The 15,901-nt window shown below is 47.2% G+C and carries 15 protein-coding genes; 3 read left to right on the top strand and 12 right to left on the bottom strand.

What is annotated here, in order from left to right; genetic code table 11:
- Window positions 1-3: 3 nt before the first annotated feature.
- Window positions 4-93: a K(+)-transporting ATPase subunit F gene (gene kdpF / locus M2395_RS22250; RefSeq protein WP_019092894.1), complete on the bottom strand. Its 90-nt coding sequence runs from the start codon at window positions 91-93 to the stop codon at window positions 4-6.
- 342 nt (window positions 94-435) lie between these two features.
- Between kdpF and eat the strand changes: the two genes are divergently transcribed.
- Window positions 436-1,800 (top strand): ethanolamine permease, encoded by a 1,365-nt coding sequence (gene eat / locus M2395_RS22245; RefSeq protein WP_011062570.1) that lies wholly within the window; start codon window positions 436-438, stop codon window positions 1,798-1,800.
- Window positions 1,801-1,932: 132 nt separating this feature from the next.
- On the top strand, window positions 1,933-2,100 hold the full coding sequence (locus M2395_RS22240) for a DUF2897 family protein (protein WP_011062571.1): 168 nt from the start codon (window positions 1,933-1,935) through the stop codon (window positions 2,098-2,100).
- Window positions 2,101-2,144: 44 nt separating this feature from the next.
- On the opposite strand, the gene M2395_RS22235 is transcribed toward M2395_RS22240, so the two are convergent.
- Together M2395_RS22235 and M2395_RS22230 are read right to left on the bottom strand one after the other, a co-directional pair.
- Window positions 2,145-2,996 (bottom strand): DUF1989 domain-containing protein, encoded by an 852-nt coding sequence (locus M2395_RS22235; RefSeq protein WP_123431297.1) that lies wholly within the window; start codon window positions 2,994-2,996, stop codon window positions 2,145-2,147.
- Window positions 2,997-3,011: 15 nt separating this feature from the next.
- Complete coding sequence (locus M2395_RS22230) at window positions 3,012-3,665, bottom strand: GntR family transcriptional regulator (RefSeq protein WP_123431298.1); 654 nt, start codon at window positions 3,663-3,665, stop codon at window positions 3,012-3,014.
- Between the two features lie 190 nt (window positions 3,666-3,855).
- On the opposite strand from M2395_RS22230, the gene M2395_RS22225 reads away from it, so the two are divergent.
- Window positions 3,856-4,416 (top strand): TetR/AcrR family transcriptional regulator, encoded by a 561-nt coding sequence (locus M2395_RS22225; protein ID WP_011062574.1) that lies wholly within the window; start codon window positions 3,856-3,858, stop codon window positions 4,414-4,416.
- A gap of 25 nt (window positions 4,417-4,441) precedes the next feature.
- Here the strand turns inward: M2395_RS22225 and M2395_RS22220 are convergent, their stop codons facing one another.
- The 9 genes from M2395_RS22220 to rffA form a co-directional block, all read right to left on the bottom strand.
- The gene (locus M2395_RS22220) at window positions 4,442-5,236 is read right to left on the bottom strand and encodes an SDR family oxidoreductase (protein WP_015636561.1); all 795 of its coding nucleotides are present in this window, start codon (window positions 5,234-5,236) and stop codon (window positions 4,442-4,444) included.
- Between the two features lie 201 nt (window positions 5,237-5,437).
- Window positions 5,438-5,767 (bottom strand): helix-hairpin-helix domain-containing protein, encoded by a 330-nt coding sequence (locus M2395_RS22215; RefSeq protein WP_053159718.1) that lies wholly within the window; start codon window positions 5,765-5,767, stop codon window positions 5,438-5,440.
- A 110-nt stretch (window positions 5,768-5,877) separates the two neighbouring features.
- Window positions 5,878-7,866, bottom strand: coding sequence for a nucleoside-diphosphate sugar epimerase/dehydratase (locus tag M2395_RS22210; protein ID WP_015636563.1), 1,989 nt, complete (start codon window positions 7,864-7,866; stop codon window positions 5,878-5,880).
- A 53-nt stretch (window positions 7,867-7,919) separates the two neighbouring features.
- On the bottom strand, window positions 7,920-8,936 hold the full coding sequence (locus M2395_RS22205; protein ID WP_015636564.1) for a glycosyltransferase family 4 protein: 1,017 nt from the start codon (window positions 8,934-8,936) through the stop codon (window positions 7,920-7,922).
- Window positions 8,933-9,913, bottom strand: a complete 981-nt coding sequence (locus M2395_RS22200) for an SDR family oxidoreductase (protein WP_015636565.1) — start codon at window positions 9,911-9,913, stop codon at window positions 8,933-8,935. Before M2395_RS22200 ends, M2395_RS22205 begins: the two co-directional genes overlap by 4 nt.
- A complete protein-coding gene (locus tag M2395_RS22195; RefSeq protein WP_015636566.1) occupies window positions 9,913-11,070 on the bottom strand; it encodes a glycosyltransferase family 4 protein in 1,158 nt (385 codons plus the stop codon). Before M2395_RS22195 ends, M2395_RS22200 begins: the two co-directional genes overlap by 1 nt.
- A gap of 764 nt (window positions 11,071-11,834) precedes the next feature.
- The gene (locus M2395_RS22190) at window positions 11,835-12,740 is read right to left on the bottom strand and encodes a glycosyltransferase (RefSeq protein WP_052470425.1); all 906 of its coding nucleotides are present in this window, start codon (window positions 12,738-12,740) and stop codon (window positions 11,835-11,837) included.
- Window positions 12,740-14,035, bottom strand: coding sequence for an O-antigen translocase (locus M2395_RS22185; RefSeq protein ID WP_174395662.1), 1,296 nt, complete (start codon window positions 14,033-14,035; stop codon window positions 12,740-12,742). Before M2395_RS22185 ends, M2395_RS22190 begins: the two co-directional genes overlap by 1 nt.
- A complete protein-coding gene (rffA, locus tag M2395_RS22180; RefSeq protein WP_077934600.1) occupies window positions 14,022-15,164 on the bottom strand; it encodes a dTDP-4-amino-4,6-dideoxygalactose transaminase in 1,143 nt (380 codons plus the stop codon). The genes M2395_RS22185 and rffA overlap by 14 nt, the downstream gene beginning before the upstream one ends.
- Between the last annotated feature and the right edge of the window lie 737 nt (window positions 15,165-15,901).

Below are 15,901 nucleotides of genomic sequence, written 5' to 3'. Positions count from 1 at the left end.
CTCCTAGTTCCGATCCGCGCGCAGCAGCGCAACCAATAGATAAATGAACAGGCCCACTGCCAGCAGCAGCGACACCGCGTCCAGAATGTTCATGGAATGTCTCCGTGGTACGGCGATTGCCGCGAATGCAGACATTGTCCGCAGGGTGCCTGTAAAGGAACGAGATCGACGGGGCGGGCAGCGCATAAAGAAAGCGTAAAGACTGGCGTCATCCAGCCTTTACGAGGGGCGATGAAGCGCATCGCTCGCCTCTGGAGCGCGGCTGCCCCGATGCGAGGCATCACGCCCCCATGCACTGAAGGTCAATAGTGCTAAAAATCGGCGAAACATCCTCGATACGACAGCTTTTCGTGCTTTACGACGGTGCTCCAGGAACTGGCATGGGCACTGCACAGAACAGCCGCGAGCACGTCCTAATCGTTCAGGGAGCAACCGATGAACACACAACTCAAGCCCACCTTGGGCACGCTGCATTTATGGGGCATCGCAGTCGGACTGGTGATTTCCGGGGAGTACTTCGGCTGGAGCTATGGCTGGGGCGTGGCAGGAACCCTGGGGTTTCTCGTGACCTCGCTGATGGTGGCAACCATGTATACCTGCTTTATATTCAGTTTCACCGAGCTGACCACGGCGATTCCCCACGCCGGCGGCCCGTTTGCCTACAGCCGTCGCGCCTTTGGTGAAAAAGGCGGCTTGATCGCGGGGCTGGCCACCCTGATCGAATTCGTCTTCGCCCCTCCCGCCATCGCCCTGGCCATCGGCGCTTACCTGAACGTGCAATTCCCGGCCCTGGATCCGAAACATGCCGCGGTTGGCGCCTACATCGTATTCATGGGCCTGAACATTCTCGGGGTGAAACTGGCAGCCACCTTTGAACTGGTGGTCTGCGTGCTGGCGGTGGCCGAACTCCTGGTGTTCATGGGCGTGGTGGCCCCGGCCTTCAGCTTCAGCAACTTCGCCCTCAACGGCTGGGCAGGCGCCGACGCCTTCGGCGCCCCGGCAATTGCCGGGATGTTCGCCGCCATTCCCTTCGCCATCTGGTTCTTCCTGGCCATCGAAGGCGCGGCCATGGCTGCCGAAGAAGCCAAGGACCCCAAGCGCACCATTCCCAAAGCCTATATCAGCGGCATCCTGACCCTGGTGCTGCTGGCCATGGGGGTGATGTTCTTCGCCGGCGGCGTGGGGGACTGGCGCAGCTTGTCGAACATCAACGACCCGCTGCCCCAGGCGATGAAGACCGTTGTGGGTGACAGTTCCGGCTGGCTGCACATGCTGGTATGGATCGGCCTGTTCGGCCTGGTGGCAAGTTTCCACGGGATCATCCTCGGCTACTCGCGCCAGTTCTTTGCCCTGGCCCGGGCCGGTTACCTGCCTGCCTCCTTGGCCAGGCTGTCGCGCTTTCAGACGCCACATCGGGCGATCATCGCCGGCGGCCTGATCGGCATCGCCGCCATCTACAGCGATGGCCTGATCAACCTTGGCGGCATGACCCTCACTGCCGCCATGATCACCATGGCGGTGTTCGGTGCCATCGTGATGTACATCATGAGCATGCTCAGCCTGTTCAAACTGCGCAGGGCGGAACCGAATCTGCCACGCAGCTTCCGCGCCCCGGGCTACCCGCTGGTGCCGGCCATCGCCCTGGCACTGGCCGCGGTCTGCCTGGTGGCCATGGCCTGGTTCAATGCCCTGATCGGCCTGATATTTCTGGTGTTCATGGCCCTGGGCTTCATCTACTTCCTGCTGACCGGGCAACTGCGGGCCGACGCGCCGGTGGACGCCATGCTCACCGGCCGTTGAACCGCGCTCTGCTCGCACCAGGCGGATCAGGCATACAATGGAACCACTGCGAAGCGCTTTAACTCAAAGCGTTATAGGCAGGCCCGAAGGCGAACCTTCGCCTGCGGGCTACTGCCCATTAAGGAGAGCCCTATGCCCTGGTATGCCTGGTTAATTCTGGTGGTTGCTATCGGTTCTATCGTTGGCGGCTTGATGATGCTGCGCGACACCGCCAACAAGGTCGAGCTGACCGATGAGCAACGCAAGCGCGTGGCCGAGCGCAACGCACAAATGGATGCCAAGGAAGCGCAGGATCGTTAAGCCTACAGCCCCTTCACCCTAACGTGCAGGGGCTGCCTGGAAGCTCAGCGCTCCCATTCGGCCTTGGCAATGTGCAACCCGTGCTGGCCCTTATAGGCTGCACGTTGCGGCTGGCTCCAGCCTTCGAGCAGCGATTCGTCCAGACGATAGATTTCCACTCCCAGTGGACGGCACACGCTTAACGGGTCCTGGGCTTCAGGCCCCCACATCGGCAAGGACAGATCTCCGCCCGGACAGGTCGACAATGCACAGAGCAGGTCGATTTCGGCGAAGAACTCCAGATAATCCCCCTTCTGCGCCGGGCAGGCCTTCATGAAGTACATGTCGTCATGGTTCAGGCCCGTGCACTGGAAGATGTTCAACACATCATGCACATCGAACTCGGTCAGGCCATGAGGCAGCACTGCCCGCGTCAGGTTGGAATGGCAGTGATGGTGAAAGTCCTCGCCGGTAAGCATGCGATTCACATAGGGGTCGCAACGGGTGCCCAGTAGATCGTGCAGGCGGCCACCATGCTCGTCGATGCCGTAATGGGCCAGGCTGTCATCGGTGATGGTCACCAGCGGCCGCAGAAAAGGCAGGTTCGACCAGAGCCGGTCGTGGGTACTGACATGCGCCCCCTGCAACTGCCGGGTGCGCGCAGCCCAGAGGCGCTCACGCGGATCGTTGGCACTCCATACGTTGAAGTCGCCCACCTGCGGCCCTACCGGGGTGGTCACCCGAAATACGTGCCCGGCGGGCACCTTCCAGGCGCGTCCGGTACGGATCGGAACCTCGAACTGCTCGATCAGATGGCGTTGGCCCTGATTGTGCCGAATGCGTTCGTAAAACGCCTTGTCCACCTGTAACGCCGAACCTTTGCTGACCTGATAAGCCGCTGGATAGTCTTTGTACATGGGTATCGCCCTCATTCAGTGACACAGGGATTGGTCGAGCATGTCCAACAGCAGGCGCTCCGAGTCGTCCAGGTACAACTCCATGGCCTCGATGGCGGCCGCCTTGTCACCCTCCAGAAGCCATTCATGGATCTGTCGGTCGCGGACCAGCCAGGGCGCCTGAAACCGCGCCTCATCCGGCGCCGTACAAAACACCAGGCGCAACTGCGCCACCACGTTGGTGAAGAACTCATCGAATAGTGGCGAGCCCAGCAACCCCACCACATGCAGGTGAAAACGCAGGCCATGGGTTCCCACGGCGCGCCAGTCCTCGCGCTCCCGGGCAAGCTCCGCCGCTTCGATGGCATCGAGCATGCGATCGGACTGGTACTCGCGTAGCGGGCGAGCATTGGCGATGGCCTGCAACTCCAGGGTACGGCGCACTCGGAACAGATCCCGCACGTCATCAGCACCAAGGCGACGGACCACCACGCCTTTGTGCCGCACGTACCAGGTCAGCCCTTCCTGCCCCAGGCGGTGCAGGGCTTCACGGATGGTATTGCGTGAGGCGCTATAGGCACTGACCAGCTCGCTTTCCACCAGCGCCATTCCGGGCAATAAACGACCACCGATGATGTCAGCCCGTAGTTCCACAGTAATGTGATCCGCCAGGGATAGTCCGTCGCTCATGAGGCACCTCACGATTGTTCAACAATTCATGAACAGCAGGTAATCACTTATCGTGCCAACTTCAATCACCCCTTATGCCCTCACGAAAGCTGTCGGGAAGCTGTCAACGCTGACAATCCCTGTCTAGAAGTAGGGGCATGATCTGATAATCCTTGGTTAAAATGGCCTTCTAGTTGCGGAGGTTTCTCAAATGCGTTACTCGCCAGACCATAAAGCCCAGACTCATCAACGCATTATCAAGGAAGCTTCAGAACGTTTTCGGCGTGACGGGATAGGTGCAACAGGTCTACAGCCCCTGATGAAAGCCCTGGGGTTGACCCATGGCGGCTTCTATTCCCACTTCAAGTCCAAGGATGAACTGGTAGAAGAAGCCCTGCGCGCCGCCGCCCAGGAGCTGGACGCCCATTGCGCTGCACTGTTCGCACAAGAGCATCCACTGCCAGCCTTTATCGATAACTACCTCTGCGAGTGGCACCAGAAGTCCCCTCATCAAGGCTGCCCGCTACCGACCATGAGCTCGGAACTCGGCCAGCGCGGGCAACCCAGTGCGACTACAGATGAGGTGCTCAACACCAGGCTCGAACAACTAGAATCGGTGCTGGAAGGCGAACAGAAAGCCGAGCGAAGCCTGATGCTCATGTCCACCTTGGTCGGTGCACTCATGCTTTCTCGTAGCGTGGAAAACCCGGAGTTGGGAACTCGGATACTGGAGGTGGTTCGCGAGGGCCTGAAGCAACAGGAGCGGCGCTGAAGCGATCCGCTCCAACCTACTCTTCTTATTTATAGCGAGCGGCCGCACTGCTCCTGGACAGATTGGGGCCAAGAGCCAAGCGCGCCGCCACCAAAGCCTGCCAATCCGCAGGATCGGGTAGCGAAGGCAATGTAATCAACTCACCCTGATCCAAGCCGCTCAACGCCGCATCGACCATCTCCTGTACCTCCATCACCATTTCCGCCGGAATGGCCTTGGCATCGAGCCCTGAACGCTCCCAGATTTCGGTACGAGTGACACCCGGCAAGACAGCCTGTACACGAACCCCGCTGCCCTTCAACTCAGCCTGCAGCGACTGAGTCAAACTGAGTACATATGCCTTGGTTGCACTATAAGTCGCGTTGAAACGCTCAGGAATCAAGGCCACCACCGAGGCAATATTGATAATCGCCCCACGCCCAGTCGCAGAGAAACTCGTTGCAGCCACCCCGGCCAGCCGGGTCAATGCCACTACATTGAGCTGAATCATGTGCTCCATCTGATCCAGGTCGGCGCCAGCCAAAGCCCCGTTGGCAGCTACTCCCGCATTGTTCAGCAGCAAGCTGATACGGGAGTCGTCGCGCAAACGTCGCTCGACATTCAGTAAGTCCTTCTTGAGCGTCAAATCCGCCTTCAACACCTCCACTTGCACGTTATATTTATCGCTCAACGCATTGGCTGCCACCTTCAAACGTCCCTCATCTCGAGCAACCAGCAACAAATCAAAACCTCGCTCTGCCAGTCGCTCGGCATAAACCGCTCCAATACCGGATGAGGCCCCAGTGACTAATGCTGTACCTTGGGATTGAATCGAACTCATAGCTGGACTCCTGACAATGCATGAAAGTAATGAGCGCCTTCGGCCAGAAACATTTGGCGCCCAAAAATATTATTACCATAATATTTTCGAGCCATCATGAAAATAATCAATCCAGGCGATAGAGATTCACTGTCAGCTACCCCACTCATGAAATGCAAAAGGCCGGTCAGAGACCGGCCTTCAAACGTTATGCGGGAGAACTCAATTGACTTCGAGCTTATCCAGATTTCGTTCCAGAATTGCCCTGCCAATCCCCTTGACCTCCAGCAACTCGTCCACCGAAGCAAAGGGCCCATTTTCTTCCCGATAAGCGACAATCGCCTTGGCCTTGGCAGCCCCCACCCCAAAAAGCTCGCGTTGCAGCACAACCTCATCCGCCGTATTGAGGTTGACCTTGCTCGCTTGAATCGGCGCCTGCTCCGCCACTTGCGCAGAACCGGGCTGGGTCTTAGGACCCGGCGCTGCTTGAGTGACAAGTGCAAAGCTGGCGAGAAAAGCAAAGATCAATGAGGTGAAAAAAGAGTTACGCATAGTGACGCTCCATGACATCGAGTAAGGAAAGCAGCTTTCCAAAGCTGCCTTCCAAACCTAGGTGATGCAGGGGACAAGTCAAAATGTAGATGGTTACTGTTTATGTAAACTTATGGTTGTAAACGGCGTTGTTGATAAATCCAATCGACAATTTCACCGTCTGGCGTATAGCCACTCACTGTTTCACGCAACAATTGGCGGAATGTGACGTAATCATCTTGATGAACAGACTCAAGCATCTTAGCTAGGTTGGTTTTCAACACACCCCAAGGCAAATAATCTTCATTAGCTGTCATAATCATCGGGTGTGGAGTGATAGAAACGTTATCACCTATTAATAGCTCTTCGTAAAGTTTCTCACCGGGCCTCAACCCGGTAAATTCGATAGCAATATCGCCATGAGGCATTTTTTCCGAGCGAACAGTCAGACCTGAGAGATGAATCATTTTCTCAGCCAGTTCTACAATTTTTACCGGTTCTCCCATATCCAATACAAATACATCCCCGCCCAAGCCCATCGACCCCGCTTGAATAACTAGCTGTGCAGCTTCAGGAATGGTCATGAAATATCGAGTAATTTTAGGGTGAGTAACAGTCAAGGGGCCACCAGACTGTATTTGTTTATGAAACAATGGAATTACAGAACCTGAAGAGCCCAAAACATTACCGAAACGAACCATTGTAAATCGAGTGTTGTTTCTTATCTGTTCACAACCAGCCACATCAAATAAAACTGGATCTTTTTCTCGACTAAGTGCTTGTAACGTCAGCTCAGCCAAGCGTTTAGTGCTTCCCATTATATTGGTGGGACGAACTGCCTTATCTGTAGATATCAAGACAAAATCTGTAACACCAGATATCAATGCTGCCTGGGCTGTATTAAGCGTGCCGATTACATTATTAAAAAAGCCTTCGGAAATATTATGCTCTACCATTGGGACATGCTTATAAGCCGCAGCATGGTAAACTGTATTAACTTTCCAGGTAGTCATTATATCAACGAGCTTTTCATGACTTTTTATAGTGCCAAGAATAGGTAATACCTTTACGGAAAGTGACTCACGAGCAACACGCCCTTCTAACTCGGAAAAAATACTATAGAGATTAAACTCGCTATGCTCGAACAACAACAATACAGTAGGACGAAGAAGCAATATTTGCCGACATAGCTCGGAGCCAATGGATCCTCCGGCGCCAGTTACAAGAACTACCTTCTTCGTCACACAGCGTTCAAGCAAATCCTCTTGAGCCGGAACTGCGTCACGTCCTAACAAATCAGCAATATCAACAGCCTGAATATCATCAACTTTCACTCGGCCACTGGCGAGATCCATAAACCCGGGAACACTTCGAACATGAAAAGGATAGTTTTCAAGAAAGCTCAAGATTTCACGACGACGCCCACGGCTTGAAGAAGGAATGGCCAAAAGAACTTCCTGCGCTCCAGTTGCATCAATCATTCGTTGAATATTTTTGGGCTGATAAACATGTAGTCCGGCGATTACCCTGTCTGCAATGCTCTTATCATCGTCAATAAAAGCAACAGGACGCATTGCTCGCCCCATCCTCAACGCCGCAACCAGTTGATTACCAGCAGCGCCTGCTCCATAAATAGCAACTTTAGGAAGATTATTATCTGTATTGGAGAAAGGCATGTGTTGTGTTGTAGAAAACCAATCATCAAGGAAGTATTGACGCATTGCTAAGCGCAAGCCTCCAATCATGATGAGGCTCAACCACCAAAAATTAAAAACAATAGAACGAGGAACTACAAACTTATGATTACTATAAACATAAACAATAACCCCCATTACCAACGCAGACAACGTCACAGCCTTAGTAATAGCGATGAGTGCATCGGTACCAAAATAACGTAAAACTGCTCGATATAGACCGAAATGGATGAATAGTGGAATAGAAACTAAAGGTGCAAACAGGAAAAGCCATGGGTGCGCCTCTAATGGATTGGCAATTTCATCAATGCCAAGACGTACAAGGAACGCTAACCACAACGCAAGCCAGACAAGCACAGTATCTACTGCGACTTGGATCAAGCGTTTTTGGCGCCTCGGAAGCTCAAGCAACCACTGACGAAACATACTAATACCCTTCTTAAATAAAAACGCCACAGACGTAAACCAGAACCCGCATCTCAGTTCTCTCTTGCGCCGGCTTTGTAGAACACTGCAAGAAGAATCAAAGGTACATAAGCTATTATAAGACCAATAATTCCTTCGAGCTTTTCTGTACCCACAAGAAAGCCTAGTGGTAATAGCCAAATTATATTTACAAATAGCACTGCCAACGTTACCGGAAAATGCCTACCGTAACGCCTCGCTGCAAATTGATAAGCGTGGCTGCGATGCGCCTCGTACAGCTTCTCCCCTCTTAATAGCCGACAGAAAAGAGTAAACGTCGCGTCGACAATGAAAACACCTAGAAAAATCAACCAACTCCAAAATAACGATGGATTAGTCCAAGCAGCCTGCAGGGCAAGCAAACCAAGAACTAATCCAAGAAATCCGCTACCTGCATCGCCCATAAAAATTCGAGCAGGGGGAAAATTCCAGTACAAAAAGCCCAAGACCGCAAGAGCCAGACCCAAAGGAGCCCAAGCTAAGTCATAGCTACCAACTATCCAATATAAGCCTGCGCCAGCTAAACAAACAAACACAGCCTCAATGGCAGCCAGACCGTCAATACCATCCATAAAATTATATAAATTAAGCATCCATACTAAGTAAAAAACTGCAAAGATATGTCCTGCCCATGCCAATTCAACATATACATTAAGTATAAGCATAGATGGCATCCCACCCAATAATGCCACCCCCAAAATTGCGGCTGTAAAGTGCCCCAATAATCTCCAGCGAGCGGGAATATGCCCATGGTCATCGAGAAACCCGATAACGGCAACCATCCCCCCTGTAACTGTAAGAGCTAACATAGTAAAAAATTGCAAATTACTGGTAATCTCTAAAACGATGGCACTGATTATAAAAACAACAACGATAGCCACCCCTCCGCCCCTAGGAGTGGGAACAGTATGAGAGCTTCGGGAGTTAGGTATATCAATAAGGCTATTAGATAAAGCGTATCTGCGTAAAACTGCAGTCCCCATCAAGGAACCAACAAACGAAAAGAACATCACCCAGTACACATGGCTCATACGCTTTTTTCCACAAAGACTGCCGCGGTTCTTTTTAACGCCTCGTTAACGTTTACTGCGGGACGCCAACCTAAGAGAAGGCAGGTCTTACTTATATCAACCTGCAAGCTTCCACATAGGCGTTGCGAAATTGCCTTACGTCCTAAGAGAGTTAAAAATAATCTAAGCATACTACTTGGAAATGGAAAAACTCGGCTTTTTACACCCAATGCATTTGCTGCTTTCGCCAACAACTCACTTGTAGAGAGATCTTCATCATCACTAACGAGAAAAGTTTGATTTGCAGCACTCTCATGATGCATAGACAGAATAACTAGATCAATTAAATTTTCAATAAAAACCAGACTACGCTTATTGTTAATCGACCCTAAAGGCAAGGGGACTCCTCGCTTAACCCACGCAAGCATAGCCTCAAAATTTGCTTTTACTCCTGGTCCATAAACCAGTGTAGGACGAATAATTACCACCTCCATACCAGTTTTCAAAGCGAGCTGGCGGAGAGCAACTTCAGCCTCATGTTTGGATACACCATATGGATCAACTGGGTTAACTGGATCATCTGCACAATAAGGTCGTGCAAGGCTAGTAGCCTCTCCATTAACTTTTATGGAGCTAATAAAAACAAAGCGACGCACACCGGCCTCAGCGGCTTGACGCGCCAACTTCAAAGTACCATGAAAGTTTACTCTTCTATATTCGTCTAGAGCAGTAGCGGAACTTTCGTTCATCACATGCACTCGTGCAGCAGCGTGAACAACTATAGATACGCCGGCCAAAGCTACAGCCCAGTCCGTTTCCGGGGATACATTGGCAGCATATACATTATTTGATATAAGCTGCAAATCACCTTCAGAGCGAAAAACTGATATGGGAATATAAGCCTCATGTAAAGTAAGTGCACGAACTAAGCAGCCCCCGACAAACCCTGCTGCCCCCGTTACCATGACGCGCTGTTTTTCCTCAAAGACTTCGTCCATCAACTTATAAACGCCTTATACTCTTTCAGCAGCAACTCCGAGCATCTGGAAGAACTAAAATTTTCCGAGGCTCGACGGTGTGCCTCAGCGCCCATAGAGTATCTCATCGATGGATTAGACAATAACGTCCAGATCCCTTCTTCCAGAGATACGGGATCTGCAACTTTAACTAGCAAACCTGTCAGCCCGTCTAAAATCGCATCAGACAAGCCATAGATATCGGTCCCGACTGAAGGGATCCCCATCGCCCCCGCTTCAATGATAACCGTGCCAAATCCTTCACGGTAACTAGGCAAACATAGCAAGTCTGCGACGGCCATATATCGTTCAGGCTCGCGGTCGTAACCGACAACTTTAACATGCGACTTTATATATTCAGGAATGCTATCAATAATTAGTTGACCTTCAGGCTCAGAAGGCCCAACCAGCACAAGAAATACATCACTGTCTTTCGCAGATATCCTCTCGAAAGCCTGAACTAACTCACTAATCCCTTTATCCGGTGTTATTCGGCCAACATATAGAACCACCTTGCTATTTTCTGAAATACCAAGTTTTGACCTCAAATCCAAGCATGTACTTTCTGGAAAGTATTTTTTATTGAATCTTTCTAAATCTATACCCGCGAGCGACCCAGCCCCCAGAACTGATATTCTCTCTGGCTTAATAATACCATTCGAAATTAGAAATTTCATTTGGCTATGGCTATCTGCATAACAGTGCGTATTGAGTATACCGACAAGCTTATCGCACGCTCTTAGAAGTGAGCATTTTAAACCAGACATAGTTACCCATGGCTGCCCAGTAAATGTATGCAATCGAACGGACCGTCTAGCAAACAGACCCGCAATAGAACATAACAATCCTGCTTTCGGTGTAGTTGAGTGAATTATATCAAAATTATATTTTCGAAAAGCCTTTATCAAAAGAAACAAACTTAAAATATCTTTTTTAATATTAATTTTACGCTCAATATTAATTGGTAAAAAATTAAATCTCTTATTTTCGAGCAACCTACTAACCGATTCATCAGCACTTGAAATGGCCGTCAAATCAACGCCAGACATTGCCAACTGCTCAAATTGAGTCTCTAGTTGCGTCACTATGAAAAACGAAACTGTGGAAACCCTAGCAACCCTGATTGCTTCTTTTGTCACCCACTAAGCCCTCGCCCGATTAAAACTCAAACCAAAAAATAACGTCGCCACTCATAAACCCCAACCTTATCCAACGGCGAGAAAATAGCATATTTATGAAAAAAAGTCACCGAACAGGGTGATACCTACGAACAAGGACAAGTACTTAATTAGCATCAATTATTTTAAATACTCAAAAAACCAACTTTCGAGAACTCGCACGAAGTATACAAAATTAAAATTGGATAAAATATCCAAAAACAAAGACCAATCCGATCACTATAAAAAAGAAACCAAGGTGCACACATGAAAAAGATAAAGCCCAGACCCATTTGATAGATTGAATAACCTGAGGATCAGAATTAAAGCTACCAGCAGCGAGGAATACATCCAAAAGCCCCATCGCCAGTTAGTAATAAGAAATAGCAAAAGAAAATGTTATTAGAAAAAATAGTGCTTGATGCCCCCCCCAAAAAACAAAAAACCTCATCAGCAAAACGAATGAAGTTTCTATTGTTTGAAAAGGGTTATCAACCCCGCATCCAGATAGTCATATAACTTTATATAAAACCAAGCATCGCCATCTGTATAAAATTAACGTACAGCAATACTCTGAGAAACAAATCCTATGGCCCGCAGCACCACAAAAAACTCAGCTAAACACAATACCTCTTTAAGAGACCTTGATTTCGCCAAAAGCATTTAGAATGCTAAAAAACAAAAAAAGAGATAACTATATAAACATCCAAACCATAGAGATTTAGATAAGTCATCTCTTCTCCAAATTATCGATTTTTCAATTTAGGACCAACCAGCCTTCGCACACCAAGTGTGTTGAGTACTTTTTTGGGCCGGAGGCAATATATATTGCGCAGCAAGAACAATGAACGCTTCAGCGAAAATCTATTAGTAGACCTTAGCATAGCCAAAAACGTAACAAAGTAGTTTGCATATAGATCACATCGTAAAACTTTATAGCTATCAAAATAACGCTCAATATCATCAAAATAGATAGAGTATGCCTTTAACTTTCCTGATTGTGTGGATAGATACGAACCCGCAGATGGATTGCATCTATACTTAACCAAAGTTTGGTTTATATAAACAGCCTTTCCTTCGGGAATTAAAGAGTCCATAGCAAAAAACCACTCCATAAACTCACGGTTTATAACCGTTTTCCTTGAGCTTCTTCTATATGCATACGAACTATGGACAGCAACTGACCCCCAACGAGCAAGCTCCTCCCCCGAAACATCTATTGATCTTTCGGCAGAGTCTGGAAATTGTGTATCAGACAAGTATTTATCATCATCAGAAAAGTATACTGCTTTATGGAAGACGACATTGACTTGAGCATCTTCCTGAAACTCCTTATATTGAAGAGCTAACTTTCCAGGGAGCATTACATCATCACCATCAAAATGGAAAACGATGTCGCCTGAAGCCATTGAGTGTAAACCAAGATAGTTTAAGGCAGGCCCTACATTTTCTGAGCGGAGGTTTAGTTTGAGTCTTCCCTCATGCAAACGAGAGTACTCAAGAAGAACCTCTTGAGTTCTATCAGTAGAACAATCATCAGAGACTATAACTTCACACTCGAAATTTATTTCTTGCGACAGGATACTATCAAGACACTCTACAATATAGCGCTCTTGATTGTAGCAAGATACGACGACAGTAGCTGATAACATTATACTTCCCTTCTCCTATAGAGAAAAAAACCTGATACGGCAACCACAAAATATACAATATTCATCAACAAAGTAGCTAGGAATACACCTTTTAGACCGAGCCCCAAATTAAGAAAAATAGAGCTGGCACTAAAAAAGAATATCCCCTGCAGCAATTCGCTTACGATATAGATTTTCAGTGCAGCCTTGGCTATAACTACAAAACCGATAACATAAGTCGAAACACGAAAAAAATCCGCAATTAATTGATACTTAATCAATGACTCTAATGATTCAAACTCACTCGATAATATTATTGGTATAATTTGCACTCTTAGTAAAAAGAAAATGCTCGCCCCAAAAAGAAAAACAAACATAACGACTGCCATAAACCTCAACACTAAACTTGCAATTTCTTTTCTATTATTACTTCCTGCGATTGTAGGCATAAAATAGACTGCAAGGAATATGGTAAAAAAACCCATATATGCACTTGAAACTTTAATCGCCCCTTGCCATATTCCAGCTGGTGCATAGCCTATGTGATTGATAATTTGTTGCCGAACGAGTATTTCTATCAGAGGTACGCTCACCGCTCCCACCAGGGCCATGGAAGTAAAAACGGACAACCTTCTCACAGCTAGCGCATTAATCTTTGTTTTAATTTTGGCTCTAAAGAAAAAAGACCTACGATAAAAAAAATATGCTGGAATTGAATAAATGAGAAACATCAAAACCATTGAAATTGCGGCACCTACCAGCTGATAAAACCCAATTAAAAACCAGCTGATCGGTACAACTAGAACATTTCCAGAAATCTGAATAAGTGCATATGTTTTAGTATCACGCAGTCCATTAGCGATACCGCACACTAGATTAACAAATGCAAAACCAAACTGAGCCAAAAATAAAAAAACTATTATTTTATAATATTCCTCGCTCTTAAAAATATAACCCGAGATATCTCGCGAAAAACAAACTCCAACTATACAAAAAAAAGTACAAAATAAAAGAGAGTATAATTTTGCTGAACCAATAAACTCAGCCAACCGTCGAGGTTGTTTTTTATACTCTGCTACATATTTGATCACTCCATTAGATATGCCGCCACCGGCCATCAGAGATAGCATAGCAACGAGGCTCATAAAATTACCCAGTAACCCCATACCACCAGCACCTAAATAAACCGCAATCAGTTTTATCAAAATAAAACCAACGGCAATTTTAGATGTTTGAGAGGCGACAGTTAAAGCAGCACTCTGTAATGCATGTTTTCGACTAACTACCATTCGACTTGCATTACTAGCAACATGCATTGACAGCCTCGACGACAGCATCCACTACAGTAGCTCTCTCGATATCAGTCATTCCATACCAAATTGGAAGTCTGATTAAACGCTCGCTCTCAGATGTTGTAAATTTATCCTTACCAACAAAAGCACCAAGTCGAATACCCGCTGGAGCAGAGTGCAATGGAATATAGTGGAATACCGCACCAATCCCATTATTTTTTAAATACTCTAATACCTTTGTCCTAACACCAATATCAGGAAGCTTAACGTAAAACATATGAGCATTACTTATACATTCTGCGGGAATTATAGGCAGCTCTAGCTTCCCATTAGCTGAAAGCTCACTGAGATTTTCATAAAAAAATCTCCATGTTTTCATTCTAGACTCTTTTATTTCTTCAACTTTTTCAAGCTGACCATACAGATAAGCTGCTTGAAGTTCCCCTGGAAGGTAACTACTGCCCAAATCCACCCAGGTATACTTATCAATCATTCCTCGAAAAAATAGGTTTCTATTCGTTCCTTTCTCTCGAATGACTTCAGCCCTGAGTATAAAGCTCTCATCATTTATAATTAATAAGCCGCCTTCACCACCACTTGTATAGTTTTTTGTTTCATGAAAACTATAAGCTGCCATATGCCCTATTGTCCCTAAGGGTCTTCCTTTATAGAAAGATGTCATTCCCTGGGCGGCATCTTCAATCACATACAACCCATAATGATTTGCTATACCCATTATTGTATCCATTTCACAAGCAACACCGGCATAATGAACTGGAACTATGGCTTTGGTATTCTTTGAGATAGCCGCTTCAATAAGCGTCTCATCAATATTCATCGTATCTGGACGAATATCTACAAAAACAATTTTTGCCCCCCTAAGAGCAAACGCATTCGCCGTACTTACGAAAGTATAGCTAGGCATAATTACTTCATCACCCGGCTGAATGTCGATTAACAAAGCAGCCATTTCTAAAGCTTGAGTGCAGGAAGGGGTTAATAGAGCTCTTTTGCAACCCAAACTTTCTTCAAACCATTTTTGGCAAAGGATGGTGAATTTTCCATCACCGGACATCTTATCACTGCGCATAGCTGATATCACATACTGATCTTCACTTCCAGTATATGGTGGCTTGTTGAATGGGATATTCATTTTTCGTTTACATCCTTTAGCCAAAATACTTTTACATTTATTTAAAATAGTTAACCAATCTATAACTCATTACAAGCATATAACTTAAAAGTTACCACCCAACAATAAAGATATTTCACATAAAGTATAAAATCATCTTGATTCCGTAGCATATACGAATAGTTTTTCAGCATCCTGCAACTGTTAGCTAGCTTACGCCAGTTTCACAACATGTGGCTTGCACTCAATAACATTTAAATTATACACAACTATCGGAAAATCTTAACCTTTACGGACTATTTTTAGCCTTGGATGGTCAAAATTCCACGCTCCCTTCCTCTCTGCAAAAGCTCATCGCGCGAGAGATGCCCCTTCATCATGCACACGAAAGCGACTTCTTATAATGATAAAGAGTAACAGACAGAGCCCCCCCCCCCTAACCCCGCCCCTACGAGAACCTCAATCAGGATGATGAACATTTTTTATGGGTGTATGGGATTACCTATGCTGACCATAGGTCCGTCTTTCAAACAAACTGATAATTCATCAGACTCAACAACCACTGAACTATAAAATATTTTTTGAACTAGTAGATATCGAAGCTCGTCAGCAAATAAACCCTTGTCTCTATTTTCTTCATTTCCTGCTTCATTAGTTTTCTTCTTAAGCGAAACCGAAGCCCCTGTACCATTTAGTGTAGAGCCCAACGCAAATATACTTGAGACATCTAGCGCCCTCCTAAGATCATCTACAGCTTC

The sequence above is a fragment of the Pseudomonas sp. BIGb0176 genome, from assembly GCF_024810175.1.
Taxonomy (GTDB): Bacteria; Pseudomonadota; Gammaproteobacteria; order Pseudomonadales; family Pseudomonadaceae; genus Aquipseudomonas; species Aquipseudomonas protegens.
The sequence above is the reverse complement of the archived record's forward strand: the minus strand, read 5'-3'. Positions and strand labels throughout refer to the sequence as shown.